General features: G+C 62.5%; 25 protein-coding genes and 2 pseudogenes. 13 read left to right on the top strand and 14 right to left on the bottom strand.

The features are described from left to right. Positions 1-20: 20 nt before the first annotated feature. Positions 21-809 carry a hypothetical protein gene (locus ACV7JP_RS06130; RefSeq protein WP_457798335.1) on the top strand — a complete coding sequence of 263 codons (789 nt, stop codon included), beginning with the start codon at positions 21-23 and terminating at the stop codon, positions 807-809. 98 nt (positions 810-907) lie between these two features. Continuing rightward, a complete protein-coding gene (locus ACV7JP_RS06125; RefSeq protein ID WP_457798334.1) occupies positions 908-2,638 on the top strand; it encodes an adenylate/guanylate cyclase domain-containing protein in 1,731 nt (576 codons plus the stop codon). A gap of 68 nt (positions 2,639-2,706) precedes the next feature. Here ACV7JP_RS06125 and ACV7JP_RS06120 read toward each other — a convergent pair whose 3' ends face one another. After that, positions 2,707-2,919 carry a hypothetical protein gene (locus tag ACV7JP_RS06120; protein ID WP_457798333.1) on the bottom strand — a complete coding sequence of 71 codons (213 nt, stop codon included), beginning with the start codon at positions 2,917-2,919 and terminating at the stop codon, positions 2,707-2,709. 182 nt (positions 2,920-3,101) lie between these two features. Here ACV7JP_RS06120 and ACV7JP_RS06115 point away from each other — a divergent pair, with 182 nt between their 5' ends. The 5 genes from ACV7JP_RS06115 (at position 3,102) to ACV7JP_RS06095 (ending at position 5,821) form a co-directional block, all read left to right on the top strand. Then, positions 3,102-3,335: a hypothetical protein gene (locus tag ACV7JP_RS06115; RefSeq protein ID WP_457798332.1), complete on the top strand. Its 234-nt coding sequence runs from the start codon at positions 3,102-3,104 to the stop codon at positions 3,333-3,335. A gap of 137 nt (positions 3,336-3,472) precedes the next feature. Continuing rightward, on the top strand, positions 3,473-3,991 hold the full coding sequence (locus tag ACV7JP_RS06110) for a hypothetical protein (protein ID WP_457798331.1): 519 nt from the start codon (positions 3,473-3,475) through the stop codon (positions 3,989-3,991). A gap of 117 nt (positions 3,992-4,108) precedes the next feature. Further along, positions 4,109-4,240 carry a hypothetical protein gene (locus ACV7JP_RS06105; RefSeq protein WP_457798330.1) on the top strand — a complete coding sequence of 44 codons (132 nt, stop codon included), beginning with the start codon at positions 4,109-4,111 and terminating at the stop codon, positions 4,238-4,240. A gap of 83 nt (positions 4,241-4,323) precedes the next feature. Continuing rightward, positions 4,324-5,016 (top strand): hypothetical protein, encoded by a 693-nt coding sequence (locus tag ACV7JP_RS06100; protein WP_457798329.1) that lies wholly within the window; start codon positions 4,324-4,326, stop codon positions 5,014-5,016. A gap of 67 nt (positions 5,017-5,083) precedes the next feature. Further along, on the top strand, positions 5,084-5,821 hold the full coding sequence (locus ACV7JP_RS06095) for a DUF4339 domain-containing protein (protein WP_457798328.1): 738 nt from the start codon (positions 5,084-5,086) through the stop codon (positions 5,819-5,821). Positions 5,822-5,844: 23 nt separating this feature from the next. Here ACV7JP_RS06095 and ACV7JP_RS06090 read toward each other — a convergent pair whose 3' ends face one another. Both ACV7JP_RS06090 and ACV7JP_RS06085 read right to left on the bottom strand, forming a co-directional pair. After that, positions 5,845-6,462, bottom strand: a complete 618-nt coding sequence (locus ACV7JP_RS06090; protein WP_457798327.1) for a hypothetical protein — start codon at positions 6,460-6,462, stop codon at positions 5,845-5,847. A gap of 191 nt (positions 6,463-6,653) precedes the next feature. Next, positions 6,654-6,992 carry a Rieske 2Fe-2S domain-containing protein gene (locus ACV7JP_RS06085; RefSeq protein ID WP_457798326.1) on the bottom strand — a complete coding sequence of 113 codons (339 nt, stop codon included), beginning with the start codon at positions 6,990-6,992 and terminating at the stop codon, positions 6,654-6,656. Positions 6,993-7,155: 163 nt separating this feature from the next. Between ACV7JP_RS06085 and ACV7JP_RS06080 the strand changes: the two genes are divergently transcribed. The 3 genes from ACV7JP_RS06080 (at position 7,156) to ACV7JP_RS06070 (ending at position 10,042) form a co-directional block, all read left to right on the top strand. Next, a complete protein-coding gene (locus ACV7JP_RS06080; RefSeq protein WP_457798325.1) occupies positions 7,156-8,529 on the top strand; it encodes a GH1 family beta-glucosidase in 1,374 nt (457 codons plus the stop codon). Positions 8,530-8,669: 140 nt separating this feature from the next. Then, complete coding sequence (locus tag ACV7JP_RS06075) at positions 8,670-8,939, top strand: hypothetical protein (protein WP_457798324.1); 270 nt, start codon at positions 8,670-8,672, stop codon at positions 8,937-8,939. Positions 8,940-8,941: 2 nt separating this feature from the next. Further along, positions 8,942-10,042: a WD40/YVTN/BNR-like repeat-containing protein gene (locus ACV7JP_RS06070; protein ID WP_457798323.1), complete on the top strand. Its 1,101-nt coding sequence runs from the start codon at positions 8,942-8,944 to the stop codon at positions 10,040-10,042. Between the two features lie 303 nt (positions 10,043-10,345). On the opposite strand, the gene ACV7JP_RS06065 is transcribed toward ACV7JP_RS06070, so the two are convergent. From ACV7JP_RS06065 to ACV7JP_RS06050, 4 genes are all read right to left on the bottom strand, one after another. Continuing rightward, positions 10,346-10,609 carry a hypothetical protein gene (locus ACV7JP_RS06065; RefSeq protein ID WP_457798322.1) on the bottom strand — a complete coding sequence of 88 codons (264 nt, stop codon included), beginning with the start codon at positions 10,607-10,609 and terminating at the stop codon, positions 10,346-10,348. A gap of 513 nt (positions 10,610-11,122) precedes the next feature. After that, entirely contained in the window at positions 11,123-12,004 is an 882-nt protein-coding gene (locus ACV7JP_RS06060; protein WP_457798321.1) for a replication-relaxation family protein, read from the bottom strand. Between the two features lie 181 nt (positions 12,005-12,185). Beyond that, a complete protein-coding gene (locus ACV7JP_RS06055) occupies positions 12,186-13,430 on the bottom strand; it encodes a type IV secretory system conjugative DNA transfer family protein (protein WP_457798320.1) in 1,245 nt (414 codons plus the stop codon). Positions 13,431-13,766: 336 nt separating this feature from the next. After that, positions 13,767-14,708 carry a hypothetical protein gene (locus ACV7JP_RS06050; protein WP_457798319.1) on the bottom strand — a complete coding sequence of 314 codons (942 nt, stop codon included), beginning with the start codon at positions 14,706-14,708 and terminating at the stop codon, positions 13,767-13,769. A 261-nt stretch (positions 14,709-14,969) separates the two neighbouring features. Between ACV7JP_RS06050 and istA the strand changes: the two are divergent. Then, a pseudogene (istA, locus tag ACV7JP_RS06045) lies at positions 14,970-16,494 on the top strand (IS21 family transposase). Between the two features lie 11 nt (positions 16,495-16,505). After that, the gene (istB, locus tag ACV7JP_RS06040) at positions 16,506-17,252 is read left to right on the top strand and encodes an IS21-like element helper ATPase IstB (protein ID WP_457798318.1); all 747 of its coding nucleotides are present in this window, start codon (positions 16,506-16,508) and stop codon (positions 17,250-17,252) included. Positions 17,253-17,367: 115 nt separating this feature from the next. On the opposite strand, the gene ACV7JP_RS06035 is transcribed toward istB, so the two are convergent. The 4 genes from ACV7JP_RS06035 to ACV7JP_RS06020 form a co-directional block, all read right to left on the bottom strand. Further along, entirely contained in the window at positions 17,368-17,613 is a 246-nt protein-coding gene (locus ACV7JP_RS06035) for a hypothetical protein (RefSeq protein ID WP_457798317.1), read from the bottom strand. A 113-nt stretch (positions 17,614-17,726) separates the two neighbouring features. Next, the gene (locus tag ACV7JP_RS06030) at positions 17,727-18,395 is read right to left on the bottom strand and encodes a hypothetical protein (RefSeq protein ID WP_457798316.1); all 669 of its coding nucleotides are present in this window, start codon (positions 18,393-18,395) and stop codon (positions 17,727-17,729) included. After that, on the bottom strand, positions 18,392-19,240 hold the full coding sequence (locus ACV7JP_RS06025; protein ID WP_457798315.1) for a hypothetical protein: 849 nt from the start codon (positions 19,238-19,240) through the stop codon (positions 18,392-18,394). Before ACV7JP_RS06025 ends, ACV7JP_RS06030 begins: the two co-directional genes overlap by 4 nt. A 580-nt stretch (positions 19,241-19,820) precedes the next feature. Further along, positions 19,821-20,258: a hypothetical protein gene (locus ACV7JP_RS06020; protein WP_457798314.1), complete on the bottom strand. Its 438-nt coding sequence runs from the start codon at positions 20,256-20,258 to the stop codon at positions 19,821-19,823. A 143-nt stretch (positions 20,259-20,401) separates the two neighbouring features. Between ACV7JP_RS06020 and ACV7JP_RS06015 the strand changes: the two genes are divergently transcribed. Continuing rightward, positions 20,402-21,505 carry an IS630 family transposase gene (locus tag ACV7JP_RS06015; protein WP_457798313.1) on the top strand — a complete coding sequence of 368 codons (1,104 nt, stop codon included), beginning with the start codon at positions 20,402-20,404 and terminating at the stop codon, positions 21,503-21,505. A gap of 23 nt (positions 21,506-21,528) precedes the next feature. On the opposite strand, the pseudogene ACV7JP_RS06010 reads toward ACV7JP_RS06015, so the two are convergent. The 3 genes and pseudogenes from ACV7JP_RS06010 to ACV7JP_RS06000 form a co-directional block, all read right to left on the bottom strand. Further along, a pseudogene (locus ACV7JP_RS06010) lies at positions 21,529-22,285 on the bottom strand (IS5 family transposase). 41 nt (positions 22,286-22,326) lie between these two features. Beyond that, on the bottom strand, positions 22,327-22,635 hold the full coding sequence (locus ACV7JP_RS06005; protein ID WP_457798312.1) for a hypothetical protein: 309 nt from the start codon (positions 22,633-22,635) through the stop codon (positions 22,327-22,329). Positions 22,636-23,300: 665 nt separating this feature from the next. Next, a complete protein-coding gene (locus ACV7JP_RS06000; RefSeq protein ID WP_457798311.1) occupies positions 23,301-23,474 on the bottom strand; it encodes a hypothetical protein in 174 nt (57 codons plus the stop codon). Positions 23,475-23,498 lie beyond the last annotated feature (24 nt).

Genomic DNA, 23,498 nt, shown 5'->3' with positions numbered 1-23,498 from the left:
GCGGCGTCGGAAAGGGCAAGATGGCGTCCGAACCGGAGAAGCTGATCGGCGCGGTGACGTCGCATTACGCGGCGGCGCGCGGATTTTTATCCCGCGCCTCGGCGGTCGTCGCCAAGGTCACTTTCAAGATTCCGAAAGGGGCGACGCCGGGCGAGACAATCGACGAGCTCGGCAAGAGATGGGCGCTCACCGAGGAAGAGCGCCTGACCTTGCACATCCTCGTCCGGACGAAGCCCGGCGCCGGCTTTTTCGACGAGAAGATCCAGAGCATCAACCGCGCGGCCTTCCACCGTTCGGCCTTCGCGCTGAATGCCGCCACGCAGCTTCTTTTCGTCGACGTCGCGGCGCAGCTCTACGTGTCCTTGCCGCAGCTCAAATTCGCGCTTTTCGGCGCGAATGTCCTGCTCGCCCTCGTCGCGCATGGCGAGATGCGGGGGCTGTTCAAGGCGATGATCGCGGGCCCCAACGCTTTGCCGCCCAAGCGCCGCTTTTTCGGCCTCTTCCCCAATCCGGAATATAACCGCGCCGTGAAAAAGCATTCGCGGCATTACGCCCGCAGCGCCTGGAAGGAGAAGTCGCTCTATCGGCCCGCCTATTTCATGGACGCCGCGTCCATCTTCCTCGGCGCGCAATTCATCGTCGCGCCGGAGAAGATCATCTTTCCCTTCGGCTTCCTGGTCGGCAAGGCGACGGGGCTTTTCACCACGCTGGTGATGATCTTTGACATATGGCGCGGCGTGCGCGCGGGCGAGGACGCCCGCGTGGCCCGGGAGCGGGAGATCGCCGTCTATCGCGACCTCGATATTTAGGCTCGTCCGTCCGCGGCGCGGCAATATGGCTGCGGCGCATTCCGCCCCCGGCCGGCGCGGGTTAAGGTGGCCCTCGGCGCCGCGCCGGAGGGGCAGGAATGTTTTCCGTTTCGATCAGACGCAAGATCATGGGCATCGCCCTGGCCTTGATCGTGCTGATGGCGATCACCTCGGTCATTTCTCTCGTCATGGTTCGCCGGGCGGGCGACCATTTCGAGGAATTGGCGACGAATTACATGCCCGCCTATGGCGGCCTCGCGCGGGCGCATATTCGCTCGCTCGAGCGCGCGCTCGCCTTGCGGCGCCTAGTCATCGATTCGTCGCAGCCGTCGCCGGACAAGGAAAGGATCGAGGCGCTGCGCAAGATTTTCGTCGCCAAGGGCCTCGATGTCGAGCGCGAGGTCGGCGCCGCCCGCTCGGCGCTCGGCGCGCTCATCCGGGACGGCGGCGCTTTCGACGATCAGAAGACGCTGGTGCGGCTCGACAGCCGCCTCGATTCGCTGATGAACGAAACGCGGCGTTTCCTGAACGACGAGATCGAGCGGATGCTGGGCGCGCTGGAGGCGCGCGACGCGCGGGCCGTCGCGGAAGGCCTCGCGCGGGTTGATCGGCTCCGCGACGAGGTCAATAAGGGGCTCGAGACCGTTCGCAGCGACATGCTCGCGCTTCTGCGCGCCGACGGCGCCGTCACGACAGATATGCTGCGGCAGGTCACGTGGATCGCGGCGGCCTTGACGCTGCTCGCGGCCGCGCTCGGCGTCACCTTCTCGACGCTGGTGAGCGACGGCGTCACCGGGCCGGTGCGCCGGCTGCTGGAAGGCGCGCGCGCGGTGGAGGCCGGCAGGCTCGACCAGGTCGTCGCCGTGACGACGCGCGACGAGATCGGCCATCTCACCGCCGCCTTCAACCGCATGGTCGAGCAGTTGCGCCTGAAGGAGCGCATCCTCGACACATTCGGCCGTTATATCGATCCGCGCGTCGTGCAGGGGCTGATCGACAAGCCGACGCTCGCCGCCGACGGACAGCGCCGCGTCATGACGGTCTTGTTTTGCGACCTCGCCGGCTTCACCGGAACGAGCGCGCGGATGACGCCGCAAGGCCTCGTGAAGGTGCTCAATCGCTATTTCTCGACAATGTCGGAGCCCATTCGCGAGAATGAGGGGATTATCGACAAATATATCGGCGACGCGATCATGGCCTATTGGGGGCCGCCCTTCAACGAGGACGCCGATCAGACGCGCCTCGCCTGTCTCGCGGCGGTCGACATGACGGAGCGCCTGGCGAGCCTGCAAGATTCCCTGCCGGAATTGCTCGGCATGCGCAGCGCGCCCATTTCCGTCGATCTGCGCATCGGCGTCGCGACGGGCGAGGCGCTCGTCGGCAGCATCGGCTCCGACCAGATGATGAATTACACGGTCATCGGCGACACGGTGAATCTCGCCTCGCGGCTCGAGGGCGCCTGCAAGCATTACGGCTTGCGCGCACTCGTCGCCGAAGCGACCGCGAAGGGCGCGGCGGCGCATGTCGAGACCCGCGAAATCGACTTCGTCGCCCTGGCGGGACAGACGAAGCCGGAACGCATCTATGAAATCATGAGCCGAAAGGGCGCGCTGACCGAGGCGCAAATCCTGCTGCGCGAGAATTATGGCGACGGCCTCGCCGCTTTTCGCCGGCGGGATTGGGACGCGGCGCGCCTCGCCTTCGCCGCCGCGCTGGCTGCGGCTCCAGGCGACGGCCCGACGCAGACTTTCCGGAGCCGCCTGGAGCAGATGGCGGCGTCTCCGCCGGGCGAGGATTGGGACGGCTCCTGGCGTCTGGCGCAAAAATAGCGGCGCCCCGCTTTATGTCGCCCGACAACGCAAAATGCTTCCCCGAGGAGCATTGCGCCCGCCCGCATTCAGACGCTCTCGATGCGCGCGAAGCGCGCGCGTCGTTCGAGATTGATCGGCCGCATGGGGCGGCGCGCGACATTCCGTCCGGCGCGGCGCTCCAGCCCGAATGTTGATATCACGGCGTTTCTCGCATCGTCCGGCTGTTTCGCCGCGCGGCTTGCGGGCGAGGCCGGGGAGACGGCCAGGACGCGGCCGTCGATTCTGGACTTGTCGACCATTGGCGGATCCCCCTCGCGGCTTTGGCGATCGCCGCCGATCCTTGCTTATCTCGTGCCAATTGCTGCGCTTATTTTCAGGGCGTCGTCTCACGAAAGAAAGAACCGCTCATTGGCGCTTTTCATGGCGCGGTCGTCACGCGGCGCCCGGCCGGCGGCGTCGCGAACTCGCCGGGAGCGTCGCCTTGTCTTCGCCCGGGTGCGTCAATGTGGTCGATTGCAACAAGGTCGGCGCTCCCCCACTTTGGGGCATGATCCGCCCCCAAATTTCCAACGCCATCGTCGCTTCCGTCCTCTTCGCGGCCGTGGCGGGAGGCGGGATGCTGCTGGTCGCCGGCGGTCCGGCGCTGCACCGCGCGGCCGAGGCGATCCAGAAATGCGATATGGACCTGCGAAGCCTGGTCTTCCTGCCGCGCTGACCACGCCGGATCGGGCGAATCGATTCGTATTTGCGAAAACCCGATTTCCGCTTTCTCGCAACGCTCTCCGGCGGCCGCGCCGCTTTTCGCATCGATCCGACGTCCTATTTGGGAGGAGTCGAGAGAGGAGCAAGGCAATGGCGAGCATGTTCAATTTGACGCCTGTCGAGTGGAAGAAACTGGTTCAGGCTCCCCTGCTCGCGGGCTTCGCCGTCAGCGCCGCCGATCCGAGCGGTTTCGTCGGCCTTCTGCAAGAGGCCTTCGCGGCGGCGCGTTCGCTGTCCGACGCGCGCGCGCCGTCCGGCGACGCTTTGATGCGCGCCGTTGCGGAAGAATTGCTCACCTCGACCGGGCGCGCGGAAGCGCGCGAGGGCGTGCGCACCATCGCGCAGGGCGCGCCGCTCGATGAGATCAAGCATCGCGCGCTCACCGCCCTGAAGGAGGCCGGCGCGCTTGTCGACGCCAAGGCGGGCGAACATGCGCGGCCTTTCAAGGAGTGGCTTTTGCAGATCGCGCGAAGGGTCGCCGAGGCAGGCCTGGAGGACACATTTCTCGGCTTCGGCGGCATTCGGATGAGCGAGAAGGAAAAAGCCGCGCTGCACGAAATTTCTCAAGCCCTGGGCCTCGACGCGGAGACGCCGACATCGGCGGCTTGACGCGCTCCCGCTTCCCGCGCGCAACCGGGACGTCGGAGCGCTTTACCTCGTGCGGTCCCGCATATTCGGCGCAAGGCCCGGTCGTTAACGTTTGGTTAATGACAGAGGAGAAGGGCCATGAAAGCCGTGATCTCGACCGGAATCCTTGGAGCCGTCGCCATCGTCTTGCTGTCCGAGGTGATGAACCTCGTCGTCACCGCGAGCGCCATGCAGCATGTCGCGTCCTACAACGCCTGGATGGCGTTATAGGACGCCCGCATGATTTCGCGAATGCGGAAAGCGCGCTAAGTTCCCGCGCCGCCCGCCTGGGCCGGGCGAGGGGAATCCGCGCGATGCGCAGCAATCCTTTCTTGTCGATCATCGCCGTCGCGGTCCTCGCCGCGGGCGCCGTTTCAGCGTCGCCGCAGAGATGGCCGGAGGGCTTCCTGACGCGCGTCGAGCTCCTGGCGCTGATCCAGACGCTGAACGCTTCCCTGCTAGCCAGCCGCAGCGCGACGGCGACGCTGGAGAAATGGTGCGCGGACCATAGAATGGCCGCGGAGCCGAAAATCGTCGCGAGGCGCGTCGCGGGGATCGACAAGCCCGCAAGCGGGGAGACGCGGGAGCGGCTGCGCGTCGGCGCCGGGGACAAGGTGGCCTATCGGCGCGTGCGGCTGAGCTGCGGCGATCATGTTCTCTCCGAAGCCGATAATTGGTACGTGCCCGGCCGCCTCACGCCGGACATGAACCGCGCGCTCGAGACCACGGAAACGCCCTTCGGCAAGGTCGTGGCGCCGCTGCAGCCCTTCCGTCGCACCATCGAGATGAAGATGCGCTGGTCGCCGCTGCCCCAAGGCTGGGAAATGTCCGGAACCGGCGGGCCCGGCGCCCGGACGGGCGGCGACCTCGCCCTGCCGCGCGAGATTTTCGAGCACGCCGCCATTCTCTACGGGACGGATCAAAAGCCTTTCTCCGAGGTCCATGAGACCTATATGGGCGAAGCGCTGGATTTCGAGCCCCTCCCATCCGCCGAATCGAAAGATTAGCCGGCGCGGCCATTTTGGGGATGAGCCCGGCGCCCAAGCTGTGCTACTGAATTCCCGTTGGAAAACAGTGTCGGGCGCCTCCATGACGGATCAGTGGTACTGCGCGGAAAATGGCGAGAGCGTCGGACCCTTCTCGGCGCGGGAAGTGGCGGACCGCCTCGGCGCGGCCCCCGCGCAAAAGCCTTTTCTCGTCTGGTCGCCCGGCATGAAGGAATGGGTCGACGCCCGCGCGCTGCCGCAATTCGCGCCGCGCGCGCCGGCCGAACCCGCGCCGAAGCAGGCGCCGCCCGCAAGGCGCGGGACGATCGCCGCGCGGGCGCGGCATGAACTCATGTCCTATCTCGCTGTCTCCGCCTATCTCCTGGTGTGGTTCAGCGCGGTCATGTTCTACAAGTCGACGATCCTGCGTAGCGTGGGCATCGAATTCGCGCCCTTCGGCGTCGCGGTGGTGAAGGCTCTGATTCTCGGCAAGTTCATGCTTGTGCTCGAAGCGCTGAAGCTCGGCGAGCGCCGGGAGAGCCGCGACATTCTCATCGTCCAGATCCTGAAGAAGGCGCTGCTCTTCACCGTCGCGCTCGTATTTCTCTCCATTGCCGAGGAACTCGTCGTCGGCCATTTCCACGGAAAGAGTATGAAAGAGACGCTGAGCGAAATCGGCGGCGGCTCGATCGCGCAGATCTTCGCCGCCAGCATCCTGATGCTGCTCGCGCTGATGCCTTATCTCGCCTTCCGCCGCCTCGCGACCGAGCTTGGCGCGCTGCCGGAGCTTCTCTTCACGCGGCGCGATTTCTCGAAGAAGCCGTAGCAGGCGTCTCCGGGCGGTCCGCCTCAATCCCTTATGTCGGCTTGAATCGAGAAGATGTCGAAGGGCGGCGCGTTCTCGCCATTGGCGTAGCCGAGCTCCTCGCCGCTTGCGCCGTTCGGCTCGAAAGCGCGGCGGCCGAGCCTCTCGATCGCCCCGCCATATACATGGATGGCGACGGAGATTTGTTCGCCCGGCGCGTTGGAAAGGAGACAGGCGTTCTCGCTCCCGGAGCGGCGCGTTTCCACCGAGCCGGGCCGCAGCCGCGAGGCCGCCATCGAGCCGCCGAGAGGTTCGCGGTCGATCGATCCGCGAAGCGCGCCTGCAATTTCCCATATTCCGGGTTGCGCGATGGACAGCGCCGCGCCGCCCGACAAGATCGTGCTCGCGACGCAGAAGCGCTCCATGCCGTCTCGATAGATCTGGAATTGACGCGCGGCGCCCGGCGTCGCGACCGAAAACGCGGCGGGCAGCCAATCGTCGCTCGCGAAGAGGCGCGCCATCAGATCCCGGCCAACCGCGAGGATCTCGCGCTCGCCTTCGGCGAGTTCGACCATGGACTGAATGTCCCAGAGGAACCGCTTCAGCGCCGCCGGGACCGGACCTCTCTCCGCCACCGGCGCGCCATGTTCGCCCGCATGCATGTCCCAGCCGGCCTTTCGATTCTTCCCCGCTCGCCCGACGCGCGATGGCGCATGGCGGCTTTAGGAAAGCAAACGCCGCGCCATGCGGAGCGTCATTGCGAGCCGAAGGCGAAGCGATCCAGAGCGCCGAAGAAGCGGCTTCGGGATTGCTTCTTCGTCGCTTCGCTCCTCGCAATGACCTGCGAGCGAGGTCAGGCCGGCGCGCGCGCCGGCTTGACCGGCCCGACGTCGACGTGAATCTCGTCGCCCTCGATGCGCAGGGGATAAGGGTGGAGCGCGTTGCGGACGAGATGCGTCACGCATTTGCCGCTGGCGCAATCGAAGCCCCATTGGTGGTGCGGGCAAATGAGGTTCCGCCCGTCAAAGGCCGCGTCCGTTAGCGGCATGTCCGCATGAGGGCAGCGGCCGCGATACGCCTTGAGCGCGCCGCCGGCCGGCCAGACCAGGAGCACGCTTTTCTTGCCGGCCTGAAAGAGGCCCATGCCCCCTTCATTAACGGCGCCGGCATGGCAGATGAAGGTGAACGCCATAGAAGTCGCCTTTATGAACGAAAGCCCGGCGGGCGACACGCAAGTTGCGGACCAGCGCAAGGAGGCCCGGAGCGCGGGGCGCGGCGTCTTGATCCGCGAAACTGCGCGCTTCCCGCGGCCCGCGGATGGGAATAGGCTGTCGGCCGGCATGGGCGCGCGGCCAATGGAATCGAAAGAATTTCCCGAGGACTTTCTCTGGGGCGTCGCCACCTCGGCCTATCAGATCGAGGGCTCGCCGCTCGCCGACGGCGCCGGGCCGAGCGACTGGCATCTTTTCACGCATCAGCCTGGGCGCGTCGCCGACGGCGGCAATGGCGACGTCGCCTGCGACCATTATCGCCGCTACGCCGACGATGTTCGCCTGATGGCGGAGCTGGGCGTCAAGGCGTATCGATTCAGCGTCTCATGGAGCCGGATCTTTCCGGAAGGCGTTGGCCGGAAAAATCCTCAAGGTCTCGATTTCTACGACAGGCTCGTCGATTGTCTTCTCGCCCGGCGCATCGAGCCCTTCCTCACGCTCCATCATTGGGATTTGCCCGCGGCCCTCGCGCGTCGCGGCGGCTGGGTCCATCGGGACGCGGCGGAATGGTTCGGCGATTACGCGCATGCGCTCTTTCGGGCGCTGAAAGGCCGGGTGCGTTTCTGGGCGACGCTCAACGAACCCTGGGTCGTCGTCCATAACGGCTATGTGAAAGGCCTTCATCCGCCGGGACGCGCCGATCTCTCGGAAGCGGCTCATGCCGCTCATCATCTGCTGCGCGCCCATGCGCGGGCCGTGCAGGCGTTCCGCGCCGATCCGACCGGAGAGATTGGCGTCGTCGTCAATCTCGAGCCCAAGGAGCCCGCCTCGCGAGAGCCGCGGGACGTCGCCGCCGCATTGGACGCCGACGCCTATATGAACCGTCTGTTTCTCGACCCGCTGTTTCTGGGCTCATATCCCGAGGCGGCGGCGCGCATATTCGGTAAGTCTTGGCCCGCCTTTCCCGAGGAGGATATGTCGCTGATATGCGAGCCCTTCGATTTTCTCGGCGTCAATTACTATACGCGCTCCGTCAATCGCGCCGATCCGGCCGCCGCGCCCGACGGCGCCGCGCAAATCCGCCTTGAGGGATCGGCCTATACGGAGATGGGATGGGAAGTTTTTCCGCAAGGCCTTACGCAGACGCTGCTATGGATCGGAAATCGCTATGGCGGGATTCCGCTCTATGTGACCGAAAACGGCGCCGCTTTCGCCGACCCGCCGGAAGATCGCGGCTCGATCAGAGACGCGGCGAGGGTCGACTATCTCCGCCAGCATTTGATCGCCGCCCGTCGCGCCCTCAGGGAGGGCGCGAATCTTCGAGGTTATTTCGCCTGGTCCCTGTTCGATAATTTCGAATGGGCGCTGGGCTATGGAAAACGCTTCGGGATCGTCGCGGTCGATTTCGCCAGCCAGCGCCGGACGCCGAAGCTCAGCGCCGATTTCTATCGCGAGACGATCGGCAGCCGCGGCAGGAACCTGTCGGCCGGCGAGTCCATTGCGGATAGAGAAGCATGAACGCCGTATAAAAAGATCCGCGACCGGCTCATGCAGGAATCGCGGCGGTTGCGGATCGACGGGGCGCTTGCAAAGCGTATTGGCGCGGGCGCGCAACTCAAATAGACTGTCCTTGATGCTTCACCGAGAGTGCGGGACGGATGGTCAAGATTCTGTTCACCGCCAATATTCAGCGCCATGTCGCCTGTCCGGAAATGGAAGCCGAAGGCGCGACGCTTCGCGAAGCGCTGGACAACGCCTTCAGGGCCAACGCCAGGGCGCGCTCCTATGTGCTCGACGATCAGGCCGCGCTGCGTAAGCACATGACGATTTTCATCGACGGCCACGCGCTTCGCGATCGCCTTCGCTTGTCCGATCCGGTAGCGCCCGGCAGCGTGGTTCATGTCTATCAGGCGCTGTCTGGAGGCTGACGGTGAGCGACGCGATCCTCGTTTCGACGCGCAAGGGACTTTTCAGAGTCGTCCGCAAAGCGGGGCGTTGGGACATAGAGGGAGTCGACTTTCTGGGCGACAATGTCAGCCTTGCGCTGACGGATTCGCGCAGCGGGTTCAGTTATGCGGCGCTCGATCATGGCCATTTCGGCGTCAAGCTGCATCGCTCGGCGGGCGACGGCTGGCGGGAGATCGGCGCGCCTGTCTATCCGCAAAAGCCGGAAGGGCTCGACGAGAGGGATATGTGGGGGCGACCCATTCCCTGGAGCACGCAGCGCATATGGGCGCTCGCGGCCGGCGGCGCGGAGGAGCCCGGCGTTCTCTGGTGCGGCACGCTGCCCGGCGGTCTGTTCCGCTCGAGCGACCATGGCGATAGCTGGACGATGATCCGTCCGCTTTGGGACCATCCCAAGCGCACGCAATGGATGGGCGGCGGCGCCGACTGGCCCGGCATTCACTCGATCATCGTCGACCCGCGCGATTCGCGGCGCCTATGGGTCGCCGTTTCGACGGGCGGCGTCTGGTTCACCGAGGATGCGGGCGAAAGCTGGAGCCAGCGCGGCGAGGGCATGCGGGCGGAGCATGTGCCTCCCGAACTCGCCAATGACCCCATCGCGCAGGACATCCATCGTCTCGCGCAATGCCCCGCCGCTCCCGAGCGGATGTGGGTTCAGCATCACAACGGCATTTTCGTTTCCTCGGACGAGGGTAGGACCTTTCGCGAAATTACCGGCGTAAAGCCTTCCGCATTCGGCTTTACGGTCGTCGTGCATCCGCGCGACCCCGACACGGCATGGTTCATCCCAGGGATCAAGGACGAAAAGCGCATTCCATGCGAGGGCCGCCTGATCGTCACGCGCACCCGCGACGGCGGCAGGAATTTCGAGGCGCTGACGAACGGCCTGCCGCAGAGCCACGCCTATGATCTCATTTACCGCCACGCGCTGGCGATAGACGCCAGCGGCGACCGGTTGACGTTCGGCTCGACGACGGGCGGCCTATGGATCAGCGAGGATCAGGGCGACAACTGGTCATGCGTGACGCACACATTGCCGCCGATATACGCGGCGCATTTCGTATAGCCCCCGCGAATTCCGCCATGGGGCAGGTTTTCGCCTGTTATGGGAGACTACGAGATGCGGCGAGAAGGACAAATGGTGCCAGGGGCGGAATCGCAAAAGCGATTTAACAAACGGATTTAATTGCGTGTTTTAGGTGCGACATTATTTCCGCACCCCGGCCATACCCCCTTGCCCAAATTGGTCTGTGGTTCGGTTCCAAAAGTGGGAATGTAATTCCCCATTGAGCCAACCTGTTCGCGTAATCTCGAATGAAAAAGAGCCGCGCGCAAGCGGCTCTTTCGTCGCGTCGTGCCGTAAGAACTTTCACCGGCGACGCGCATCCGATGACGAGCGTCCGCCGGTCGATTGCCGTCGCTGTGGCGGCGCTTCGTCGTGGTCGTCGTCCGTGATCTCCCGACATACGATCTTTCCGTCGAGCGGAAGGGCTTGCAACATGATGTTGAAGCCGCCGCCGTCTTTGTGGGGAAAGACGAGTCCGACGTTCAGCCAGAAGTCATCCTGGCCCTCGCGTCGAATGACCGAATAGGCTCGATGCGTCGGCTGCTTGGGTTGCTCTTTCTCCGCCATTGGAATCTCCCTTCTGGCTCGCTTGCGATCTCCTGCGTGGGCAGGCGGCGAGGGACGCACGGCCCCGCCGCCCGCCAGCGCGGATCACAATGCTTGGGAAGTTGCGGAGACTGAAGGTCAGCGTACGCCTCAATTGGAAGCGGTCAAGGAGGCGAGAAGTTGCTCGCTTTCGAGCGCGTTTCCTGAAAGCCCAGGCGAAAGCGATTTCGCGCACGATGAATCCGCCGCAAGCTCCGACGGTTAGAGCGGCCCTCTGTCTCGCGCCGTTCGATTTTCGCGCCACGAGCTCCTACGCTTTTGGCGTCGGTTTCGCCCCGGTAGGCTCGCGAGCAAGTTCCATCTCGGGCTGTCTTTCTGCGGCGAAGGCCACGGACGCGCGCAAGGCGCAGTGAGGGTAATTGAGGCGGTAAGAGTGAGGGAATCCGTTTCCCTCACGGGCTCGCGGCAACGGTCTGTTTTCGCGTGCGTTCCTCTTCAAGAGCACGCCCGACCCAATGGGCTTTTCAGCTCTTATCAGGCCAGCAGCCGGCGCGGTCGTCCGTCGGCTCCGCGCCACATTGCCGACAATGGATCGGCGGCTCGGAGCGCATGGCGCGAGGTGAAGAGGAAGAGAGAAGAGCCGGCCGCGCCAGGTGGTTGGATGGTTCGCAGCGCGTCGAGCATCGATGCGACGCGGGTCTCGTCGCTCGTGACGAAGAGCACGCGAAAAGATTTCCAGCCGACGTTTCGCTCGAAGAGACGGGAGGCGTAGGCCGAAAGATAGGAGCGAAGTTTGCGCTCGATGCTGGTCTGGGAAAAGTCCGCGCGCGTGATCGGCATTGTTCCTCTGTCGATCTCGACGAGAAAGTTTCGGCGCGCGCCCGTCTTCATGTCGATGGCGAAGGCGATGTCGGGGACAAGTCCGATCTCATGCCGCGTCCCTTGATGCGCGACTGTCACGCGGAGTGCGAAGGGATTGCCGGCAAAAGCGGACGTCACCTTGCCCGGCGAAGTCGGCGCGATCTCTTCCGCGCTGATGTAGTGGTAACCGAAACGTTCGGCCGAAAGTTGCGCCGCGACTTCGAAGTCCGCGATCTCCAACTGGTGCTCGATGAAGGGCCGGCCGGCCTCCCGGTTCCGGCGGCTCCATTCGACATGCGCGGCGTCGAACCCGTCGCGGGCGATCAACAGCCGCGCTCCCCGGTCGGCGAGCGCATAGACCATCGGCGCGGAACCGGCGGTCGGGTAGTAATCGAGTTGGGCGCGCGGCCGGTCGATATAGCCCGCATGATAGAGATGGCAGAGCCGGTCGTTGGTGCGGTCGAGCGACCGCCCCGCAAGCGCCGCGACCTGGGTCGAGCGCAGGAACCGATGCCGGGCGATGTGCCGAATGATGGCGATGTCGCCTTCGGTCACACGGAATCGCGGTGACGTCTCCGCCCGCCGGTATCGCGGCCGGCGCGTTGAAGCCTTGGCGCTCTCGCGCTTGCCCATGCTCCCATTCTACCGCTCCGCGCCCCTGTCGGGGTTGAGCGGGGCGTGTCGGGCTGTGGCGGGGTCGGACGGGCTCGCGCGCGACACAGCCCGTCATAGGGCGTCACGCCGCCAGGAAGCGCCGCACTTTTCCCTCTACCTCTCCACGATCTTTCCCGAAGCGCAGTCGGCTCGTCTCGATGAGACGACGCGCGGACGGCCGCAGCGGCCGGGGCGCGGGGTAGAGATGGAAGGGGATAGGGGAGGATGGCTGTCCGTCTCGAAGGAGCCGCGCCCAGGCGGAGAAGTTGCGAAGATCGAGAAGCGCGTCGCAGCCGCCGAGCCCGATCTGTTCGGCGAGGATCGGCGCGTCGGATGCGCCGGTGCGGCAGGCGACGATCGAGCCGGCGTTGCCGAAGATGGCGGCGCGTAGTGGCAGGGGCAGCTGGTCGAGATATTGATGCGCCAGCGTGAGGGTCAGCGCATACTTCCTCGCCTCGCTCAGAATGAGCGAAAAGCTCTCGGTGGCGAAGGATTGAAATTCGTCGGCGTAAAGATGGAAGACGCGCCGCTCGTCGGCCGGCGTGTCGGCGCGCGAGAGCGCGGCCTGCGCGAGCGCAGTGACGAGCAATGCGCCGAGAAGATGCGCGGTGCTCTCTCCGAGCGCGCCCTTCGACAGATTGCAGATGACGATCGCGCCCTCGTCCATCAGCCGGCGCGGCGTGATCGCGCTCCGGGGCTGCGCCAGCATGTTGCGCAATGAGGGCGTCATCAGCGCCTTGCCGATCTTGTTTTGAATGGGCGCGATGGCCTCGCGGCGAAAGCTCTCCGAGTAGCCGGCGTATTCGTTCTGCCAGTAGGCGCGCACGACGGGATCGCGCACATGCCGGTGCACGAGCTGCACCCGATAGGGCGTGTCGATTAAGAGACGGGGGAGCATGAGCAAGGTTGCACCGGGAACATCGAGCAGCGCGCGCACAGCGTTTGTCAGGATGTAGTCAAGGCGCGGCCCCCAGCTGTCCGGCCACACATGCCGGAAGGCGGAGACGATCCCGTCGGCGACGATCGGCGCAAGGTCGGCCGGCACGCGCGAGAGGGGATTGAAGCCGATCGGCCGCTCGATGTCGGCGGGGTCGATATAGACGAGGTCATTGGTGCGCCTGCGCGGGATGTGGTCGAGCGCGTCGCGCGCGAGATCGCCGTGCGGGTCGAGCAGCGCAACGCCTGCGCCGCTCTCGAAATCCTGGCGCAACAGGTTGAGCAGCAATGTGCTCTTGCCCGTGCCGGTCTGGCCGATGAGATACAAATGCCGGCGGCGCTCCTCCTCGTCGAGCGTGACGAATTCGCCCGAAGCGCGAGCGCCCAGCATGAGTGAGTATGATTGCGTATCCATAGCCGGAAGAGAGCCGGCGTGCCGTGCGCATCGCGTTTTTGCGCATGAGCTTCTTCCAAAACGCCTTTCAACTTTTTGGGCTCATGCGACCAGGGAAGTGATGCGGGCAGCGCCCTCTTCCCGGAAGGCGCGCCGGGACTACGTGGCGTCGCTGTCATTGTGCGTGGTGACGAGACTGCCGAGCCCCCCGCTCACTGTCGGCTCGTTTCCGGCCACGATCCGAAGGGGATGGTGGCCCAATAAGATTATAGCCTCGGATTGTGTGAGTCTCGCAATGTTCGGCTCACGCCAACGAGTTTCGGGCACAATCATTCAGCGAAAACGCTTGGTAAGATCGATCCCAATGATCACCAGATCCTCGATCTTAGGGTATCTATCGGCAAGCGCGAGCCAGTGGCACCGAAGCGCTTCAATAAGGCTATCGAAATCGACATCCCCAGTGGAGCCGGGAATTTGCCAGCCTCCTTTTCCCCCAAGATTAACTAATGTGAAGATGCCAAGGGTAGATCGATTGTCCCGGAGATAGTCTCCGAGAAGCTGGTTTTCCAGCCGTTCAAAGAGTTTCGGGCCTCTCCACTTATTAGCTAGTTTAAGCTCGACAGGGACCGGAGCATCAAAGCCAATCCCATGGAAGCGTAAGTCTGGCCTTTTTGCATCTGCCAACTCTTCTTCTTGTGGAATCGTGTAGCGGCCGAAAGCCTTCTCCCGTAGCTCATGACAAAGGTAATTTCGCATCTCGGGCTCGTCATCAACCTTGAGGAGGATTTTGGCCACGCTGCTATCGCCATTTTCAAGATCGTCCTTCATATCGAGGAGCCGTAGCGTGGCTAAATCTGCCAAGTCTCGGTGGTTGTTCGGTGTGCGGTCGAGACGCTCGTGGAAATCATGAACCTGGGCCGCCGACCATGGTGATATGTCTGCGTCCTGTTCAGCCTTTCGCTTTGCTTGAAAAACGAACCAGGGACGGGCAGCTTCTTCTGGATGTGCTTTCGAGATTTCATCAAGCGCAACATAGGCCGCCTTACCTGGAATTTTGTTAAGTAGCTCAAACAGAGAGTTGCGTGCCTCTTGGGCATTGTCGCGCAGCCCTGGTGAGTACACGCCGCGCCCCACCCGGTCGATATCGTCGCTTCGACGAATGTGCGCGTGCATTAGGAGATACAGATCTTTTAAATGCTCTGGCGAGTGAAATGCCGCGCGCACGCCAGATGTTTCCGATCGTCGGCCCGGCAAGAGGCTCGTGACAAACTTCATCGCAAACCGCCGATCTTGCCTTCTGCGCCGCGAGTTCGGCAATCTCGGTGGTGATTCCGATTGATGGCGCCCCCCTAAAACGAGATGAAGGCGCCCCCGATAACGGAATGATGGCGCCCCCGATTCCGAGATGATCCCGCCCCCTGTAACGGAATGATCCCGCCCGGGTAATTTCGTGCAGTGGCGGGCGCCGCTGTTGGCCTGATCAGGTCGCTTCTTTGGCAATCCAAAGGGGTGATCATGCCAGCGGAGCGGATTACGATGCGCCAGGCGCGCGAGATTATTCGGCTGAAGTCTTTGTCGAGTTCGGCGCACGAGATTTCCCGGCGGCTCGGCATGCCGCGCTCGACGGTGCGGGAGGCGCTCAAGCGCGCGGAGAGCGCCGGGCTTTCATGGCCGCTGCCGGAGGGGATGAACGACGACGCCCTTGAGGCGGCGCTCTACGCCAACCGGCGCAGCAAGCGCGGTCATCGGCGCATCGAGGAGCCGGACTGGGCTGGCGTGCATCGCGAGTTGAAGCGCAAGCACGTCACCTTGATGATTTTGTGGGACGAATACATCGCCGTAAATCCGGACGGCTACAGCTACTCGCGCTTCTGCGAGCTGTATCGCGCCTTCGAAAAGACCCTGTCGGTGACCATGCGGCAGACGCACGTCGCCGGCGAGCGGCTGTTCGTCGATTACGCCGGCGACGGCGTCCCGGTCGTCGTCGACAGGCTCACCGGCGAGATCCGCATGGCGCAGATTTTCGTCGCGGTGCTGGGGGCGTCGAGCTTCACATTCGCCAAGGCGAGCTGGACGCAAACGCTTCCGGACTGGATCGACGCCCACGTCGGCGCGCTCGAGGCGATCGGGGCGTCCCGCAGCTCATCGTGCCGGACAACGCCAAGACCGCCATCGTCAAAGCCTGCTTTTACGACCCGCAGGTCAATCGGACCTACGCGGACATGGCGGCGCATTACGGGACCGCGCTGCTGCCGGCGCGACCCAGAAAGCCGCGCGACAAGGCGAAGGTCGAATCCGCGGTGCTGATCGTCGAACGCTGGCTACTCGGCAGACTGCGCCGCCGAACCTTTTACAGCCTGCCGGAGGTCAGCGCGGCGATCGCTGAGATGCTGAAAACCTCAACGAGGAGCGGCCCCTCCGCCGGCTCGGCGTCACCCGCCGCCAATTGTTCGAAGAGATCGACCGCCCGGCGCTGAAGGCGCTGCCAGTCGAGCCCTATGAATATAGCGAATGGCGTCTGCGCCGCGTCGGCGTCGATTATCACGTCGAGATCGACGCGCACTATTACTCCGTGCCCTATCGCTTCGCCCGGGCGGAGGTCGAGGCGCGGCTGACCGTCCGCGGCGTCGAGATTTTCTGCAAAGGCGAGCGCATCGCCGTCCATTTGCGGATGAGCGGCAACCGCAAGCACACGACCATTCCCGAGCACATGCCCTCCAGCCATCGACGCTATGCGGGCTGGACGATCGAGCGCATTCGCGAGGACGCCCGAAAGATCGGCCCGGCGACAGCCGCGCTCTGCGAGCAGATTTTAGAGGCGAGGCCCCATCCCGAGCAGGGCTATCGCGCCTGTCTCGGCGTCGTCCGTCTTGCCGGCTCGTATGGGATCGAGCGCGTCGAGGCCGCAGCCGAACGCGCCATCGCGATCGGCGCCAAGACCTATGGCTCGATCAAATCCATCCTCGACAACAAGCTCGATCGGAAGCCCGCGCCAAAGCGCGCCGCGGACGCGGCCCCGATCCTCCATCAAAACATCCGTGGCCCGCGCTATTATCATTAGGAGACGCCGACTTGCTCAAACATCCGACGCTCGACCAGCTCCACGCCCTTGGCCTTTACGGAATGGCCAAAGCCTTCGCCGAACTCGCCGAGGCGCCTGAGGCGAATGGGCTCGACCGCAACGACTGGCTCGCCCTGCTGCTCGATCGGGAAGCCTCCCTTCGGCGCGACAAACGGCTGACGGCGCGGCTACGCGCCGCCAGGCTCCGTCAGCAGGCCAGCGTCGAAGACGTCGACTATCGCACCGCGCGCGGGCTCGACCGAGCTCTGTTCCAAAAGCTCGCCGAAGGCCAGTGGATCGACGCTCACGATAATTTGGCCCTGGTCGGTCCGAGCGGGACCGGGAAGAGTTGGCTCGCCTGCGCCATTGGCCAGAAGGCCTGCCGCGACAATCGCTCCGTCGTCTATCACCGCTGGCCGAAGCTCTGCGAGGAACTGGCCCTCGCGCGCGGCGATGGGCGCCATCCGCGCTTGCTCAAATCCCTTGGTCGCGCCGATCTCTTGATCCTCGATGATTTCGGCCTCGAGCCGCTCGACGCCGGCGCCCGCCACGATCTCCTGGAAATCCTCGAAGAACGCTACGGGCGTCGATCGACGATCGTCACCTCCCAGCTTCCCGTGACAGCCTGGCACGACGTCATTGGAGATCCAACTTACGCCGACGCCGTTCTGGATCGCCTCGTTCACAACGCGCATCGCATCGAACTCGCAGGCGAAAGCTTACGCCGCGCGCGCGGCAAACAGGCCAAATCGGCTTGACCCAAAACCACAACAAGTGAGACAAATCTCGTAGGTCGAAAACGCGGCGCCCGGGCGGGATCATTCCGTTACAGGGGGCGCCATTATCCCGGAATCCCCGGGCGGCATTATCCCGTTACAGACGGGCGCCTTCGTCGGAATCCGCAATCTCGGTATCAGAGACAGTGGCTGACCCCTGAATGATGGTTAGTAGCTTGCTCAGACTGCCGGGGTTTTTAATTTCTCGTTGATCAAGTAGCCGAAGTATCTCCTGCGCGATTCGATCCCATGCCCACTGGCCCGACCAACTTACGTCGCTGAGGATGTAGTGAGACTCATTGTCGGGGTCTTCGATTGAAAGCTCATATTCAATTTCCTGCATTAGGAACGCCGAGACTAACTCGGGTCGCGCATCAAAGAGCTTCGGGAAACACGGCGGAAAGCCGTTCAATTCGTGAGCGGCATATCGGCAGGCAAGCAAGACGTCCTCATCCGTCAGACGATCCGGCCAGTCGCTCGTCTCCGACGCTTCAATGTCCAGACCCGCCAGGCCGAAGATAACTGAAATGCAAACCGAATTTGACGGTGCCCTTCGGAACGTAGTTGCGGTCGATATTTGCGCCAGTAAGCAACAAGACCATCGCGATACGCCCGAGCGACATCGCCCCCATATTCCGGGATAAGTTCACGCCAGCGGCCTTCCGACCAACGAGTGGAACTGTGTTTCTCTCGTAAGCGCTCGTGCAAATACCATTGGGCTTGAGAAATATCCGAAGGCTGAGGAAGAGCCGGATTTCGTAGCGAGTCGATATGGTCGAGGATATAGGCTTTGGACTTCTCAAAATATTCTTTGTCACGCTTTTCGCGTGCTCGGGCGCGTTTCTTCCAGGCATTCTCCTGGCGTGTGAACTCGCTTGGAGGCGGATTTAGGAAGTCAGATAAACTAGTCTCAAGTTCTACATTGCCCTGAACTAGCCTTTTCAGGCGTTCGCGCCAAGCTCGCGGTCGGTCAGCCTTTACATATTGATGGAATGCTAAGGATAAGGCGACCAGTTTGTCGTCCTGCTCTTGGCGAATCTCGATCGCATTTGACAGATAATCGAAGTCGTCGGGACCAAAATCCCAAAATGCGCCAAAAAGGCTTACCTGCCAAAAGTTGGTCACGCGGCTTTCGGGGTTGCCATCCAGGGCCAACCTCGCTTGCCGCACGTCATACCAAAGCGCAGCGCGATTAAGCTCGGGCCAAGCGGGAGTGAGCTTCCCAAATTCAGTCCTAACTTTGGAAATCTCATGATCCGACCATCCACGGGCGGCTCGGAGTTTTTGAGTATTTCAAGCGCGTCGTCTTCAAGAGCTTCTGGATTCCTTGCGTGAATAAGACGCTCCACGCCAGTGGCTGCTGCCTTCATCAGCCAAATATAGTTCTGGGAAACCTCACAATAATGGCGCTCGATAACTGGGGAGCGTTCGAGGAGCTGGTTTAATCCAACCAGTAGGCTTGGCAGCAATCCTATGGATGCGGAAGAAACAAAGCCCGCTATCGAATCCGTAAGCTCATCGAAGCTAAAGCGTTCTTTGGGCTCTACGTTCTCCAAAACGGCAAAGAGCCAGTCGATATTCTCGGCCGAAGGTTCTAAATCCGCAATAAGTTCGCTGAGAAGCTTGCGATTTAGGGGCGGCGCTTCTGCAGCGAAACTTCTGCATATCTCAAAGTGGTCCTGCTTAGTCCCTACCGACTTAACAGCTTGGATCGCGGATAGTCGCGTGTAGGTAGAAGCTGCCGGCGAAAGAGCGATGGCTCTCGCTTCGGGAAGCAGTTCCGCAAGCTGCCCCAGCCAAATCATTCTAACCAAAAATCCTCGCAGCTCTTCACTGGAAGCGTAGGTTTTGAGAAGCTGCCGAATCTCGTCGCCTAGATCAGTCTTTGCGAAGCGCTGCACCGCAGAGTAGTCGAGTGCCGATCGCCCCGACGCTCCGCTTGCAATCTGTTCACAAACCTCGGCGAGCACGACCTTCCTGGTTTCAAGGGGAGGGCACTTGGATCGCCGCCTTCAAAAATTACCTCAGGGGCAATATGCCGGAGTCGTTCCCGGATTCGATCATCCAGGATTGCGAGCCATGGCAGAATCGGCCGCATTGTTGGGACAACGACATCCACGCCATACTGGTTACGGAAGAGAAGCGCCTCTACAGTACGTCGCGATGCTGGCCGCCGAAGAAGTTCGGACAGCCATTCCGCAGTAAGGAATTCACGCACCGATCGATGGTGGAACCTGACCGTTCCGTAAATGGCTTCGTCAAATATAGGCCGAGAAAGTAATGATGCATGGTCCTTGTCGTCCCAATCTGGAAGGACTGCGCTCAGGACTATCCCTTTATCCCTGTGCGATCCGTCCGGAACACCGATAGTTGACTCTTGAGTGAGGGTCGCGGCGGCAGCGATGAGGCGCGCTCCTTCCCGTGCGCGTTTTGCGGAAAGTGGGTTCGCATCTGCAAGATTTTGGTTACGTTCCCGCAGCCGACGATCGATGCTATTCCGCATAAGCTCAAGGCGGGCGCCTATGCGGCCTTGGTCTAGCCAAAACTCGACTAGTTCCTCCAGATCTTGCGGTCGTGACGTGAACGAGCCGGCGTCGGCTCGTTCGATTGCATTAAGAAAGGCGTTCGCTTCATCGACCCGCGCGCGCGGGCAAAGGCTCGGATTTGCTGGTTCGAAAGATTATCCAACGTAACGACCGTGAATAGGGGCTTTACGCCCTGTGCGTCACGCTGCTCGATAGAGATTGTCTGATCGCCGAGTTCGTCTTGATCCTCTTCGGCACTGTTAAATGCGATCGTCGTGTCTGGTGCAAATGGAAGGTGCTGTTCACAGAGACGCGCATCAGTCTTAGGCCGCCACGCTGAACTGCGGCCGGTTATGAATATGTGAACTCGATCCATTGCGCTCTGGATGCGGCGTCCAATTTTCAGGATCGCACGTTCGAAGTCTCCCGGATTGCGCAAACGTGCTTCATCCACCGAGTCCAAGAGTAGCCAAGCTTCGTCGTTGGAAGCGAGCCACGTCGTAAACTCCTCAAAAGTCCCTACTTCGAATGCTTCCTCTAGTCATCTGGAACTGAATTTCGCTTCATTGTAAGATCGCTCTTTCGCATGAGAGCGGGAGCGAGGTTATGGCCAACGCGACGGGGCGTCCGATTGCTCCGCTGATCCTGAGTTCGGATGAACGAGCGTATCTCGAACGACAGGTTCGTCGCCATCGCGTAGCGCGGTCTTTGTCCGAACGCTGTCGCGTCATCCTGCGATGCGCGGATGGCATTCCGAGCAAAACCGTAGCGAGCGAACTCGGCGTCCATGAGCACACGGTCGGCAAATGGCGTCGACGCTTTCTGAAGGATCGCATCGAAGGGCTGTTGGATGAGGCTCGTCCCGGCAGACCTCGGACAATCGATGACGATCAGGTGGCCGCCGTCATCGAGCGCACGCTCCGGTCCACGCCAAGGGACGCCACGCACTGGTCGATCCGCTCCATGGCCACTGAGACCGGTTTTTCGCACACGACGATCCGCAGAATTTGGAACGCTTTCGGCTTGCAGCCGCATCGCTCGGAGACATTCAAGCTTTCCAGCGACCCTTTGTTTGTCGACAAGGTCCGCGACATCGTCGGCCTTTATCTGTCGCCGCCCAATCGGGCGTTGGTGCTCAGCGTCGACGAGAAGAGCCAGATACAAGCGCTTGATCGCGAACAACCGGTCCTCCCGATGATGCCGGGCGTCCCGGAGCGCCGGACACACTCCTATGTCCGCCACGGCACGACATCGCTGTTTGCGGCTCTCGACATCGCTTCGGGTTTTGTGATCGGCAAATGCTACAAGCGCCATCGGGCTGCCGAGTTTCTCGACTTCCTCAAGCAGATCGACGCGCAAATTCCGGACGGCCTCGACGTTCACATTATCATGGACAATTACGCCACCCACAAAACCGCCGTCATCAAAAACTGGCTGGCGCGGCGACCGCATTACCATGTGCACTTCACGCCGACGTCGGCGTCGTGGATCAATCAGGTCGAGCGCTGGTTTGCCGAGCTCACTCGGAAGCAGATTCGTCGCGGCGTCCATACCTCGACGAAGCAGTTGGAAGCCGATATCCGAACCTTCATCGAGCGGCACAATGAAAACCCAAAGCCGTATCGATGGATCAAATCCGCAGATGAAATCCTCGCCGCTGTCAAACGATTCTGCCAAAAAACCGACAGAACCTTATGCGGCGAATTTTAGATTCACATGACTAGGGTCCAGACTCATAACCAGTAGCTGACCGTCGCAGCGATGCAGACGGCTGCGAGGAAGTTTGTGGCGCTGCGGTCGTAGCGTGTGGCGATGCGCCTGAAGTCCTTCAACCTACAGAACATGCGTTCGATGGCGTTGCGCTTGCGGTAGAGGAAGGGCGAAAAGCAGCTCTTCCATTTACGGTTCGCCTTAGGCGGGATGTTCGGCATCGCGCCGCCCGCCTCGACCTGCCGGCGAATGGCGTCGCTGTCATAGCCTTTGTCGCCGTGCAGGATCGCGCAGGCGGGCATCTTCGACAGAAGCTCTGCGCCGGCGGTGCAATCGGCGACGTTGCCGCCCGTGAGCATGAAGGCGACCGGGCGGCATTGGGCGTCTGTCAGGGCATGGATTTTGGTCGTGCGTCCGCCGCGCGATCGGCCGATCGCCTGGGCGCGCTCCCCCTTTGCCGCCGCTGGCGGAGCGATGCGCCTTGACCGCCGAGGAGTCGATGAGAAGCTGCGCCGGCGGCCCGCCAGCTTGCGCGAGCGCGTGGAAAAGATTGACCCATACGCCCTTTGCCGCCCAGCGCACATAGCGGTTGTAAAGCGTCTTCCTTGGTCCGTATTCCGAGGGCGCGTCGATCCAGCGCCCGCCGGATTTCAACACATGCACGACGCCGCTGATGACGCGCCTGTCGTCGACTCGCGCCTTACCCCTTGTGTCGGTGGGAAGATGCGGCGCAATCTTCTCAAACTGGGCGTCGGTCAGCCAAAAGCGATCGGGAATCATCGGCGCTTCCTTTCGGAAGCCTGTGAATCACGGCACCGCCCTCACGCCAATAACTTTATGGGTCCGAGCCCTAAATCGTTAGGTATATGTTCAAGTCGCACGAAAAAAGCGGTCTTTCCCTCAAGGCGAAGACGAAAAGCAATTTGGCGGATTTCTTCAGTTTTTCCCGAGCCGGCTTCCGAGAGTATGATCGTGCGGAAGTGCTTCAAAAGATCAGTCCACGTTAGCTGCGGGCCGGTTGAATAGGATTGTGATAAATCAGCATCATCGCTCTCCCGAAGATTGTCAGGAAGCTGGTGGAAGGTGCGATCTAACTGAATAAACGCGTATGGTTCTTCGTGGCCCTTCATCGTAGTGCAGCCTAGCAAAATAGTAAGAAATCAGCACGTTGCCCCAGGGAGCAGAGAGTCGGCCGTCGGTCTACCGCTTATATTCCGGCTGGAAGAGCGAAGGCAATTATTCCCCCTGGTGAGACGTGGAGCGACATTCCCCCTGGAGCCGACACGCTTTCGCGTGGGCGCTTGCCGGCGCTTCGGTCAAGGCCGGCCGTAGGCCGCCCCGCAAGGGGTCGCCTTGGGGGAAGCGCCGGCAAGCGCCATGATCGGCGGGTCGGTCGGGGTGCGCTGGTGGGGAAGCGAGAGGACGATGCTCGCCTTGTCGGCCGCGTCTTGAGCCCGACTCGTTGCAGGGCCGCGCGCGTCGGCGCTGCTTTCCGTCATGCCTGTTACCGCATGATGCTTCATGTCGTCCCTCTCCGGGCTACCCGCCCGACCCCGTGGCTTTTCCCGCAGGCTCTTGCCCATAAGAGACAAGGGCGAAGGCGGCGCGAAAAGCGCCCCACGCTTTTCGCACACTGCCGAAGTCGGGCGCGCGCCCACGCGACGCCCGAAAAAGACACGGGGTCGGGCGGGTAGCCCGACGCGCGCGGCCCGTGCTTTCTCATTCTTTCGGCCTGTTACCCCGCCTTACCCTAAAGGCGGGGTCTCTGGCGGGGTTGTCGCTATCGGACACACGTTCACGCCGCCATTGGCAGCTCGGCATCGGTCGCCTCGGGCGGCACAGGCAAGCCCAATTTTTGGAGCGGAAGGTAATGGAAATAGTACTGGCAGCCGACCGAGATCACGTAGTCGAGCACGTCCTTATATTGCGCGTGCCGGAACCAGTCATTGAGGATATAGATATACTCCACCTCGAAATTCAGCGGCGCGAGGAG

This window comes from Methylocystis sp. S23 (genome assembly GCF_054106005.1).
The sequence above is the reverse complement of the archived record's forward strand: the minus strand, read 5'-3'. Positions and strand labels throughout refer to the sequence as shown.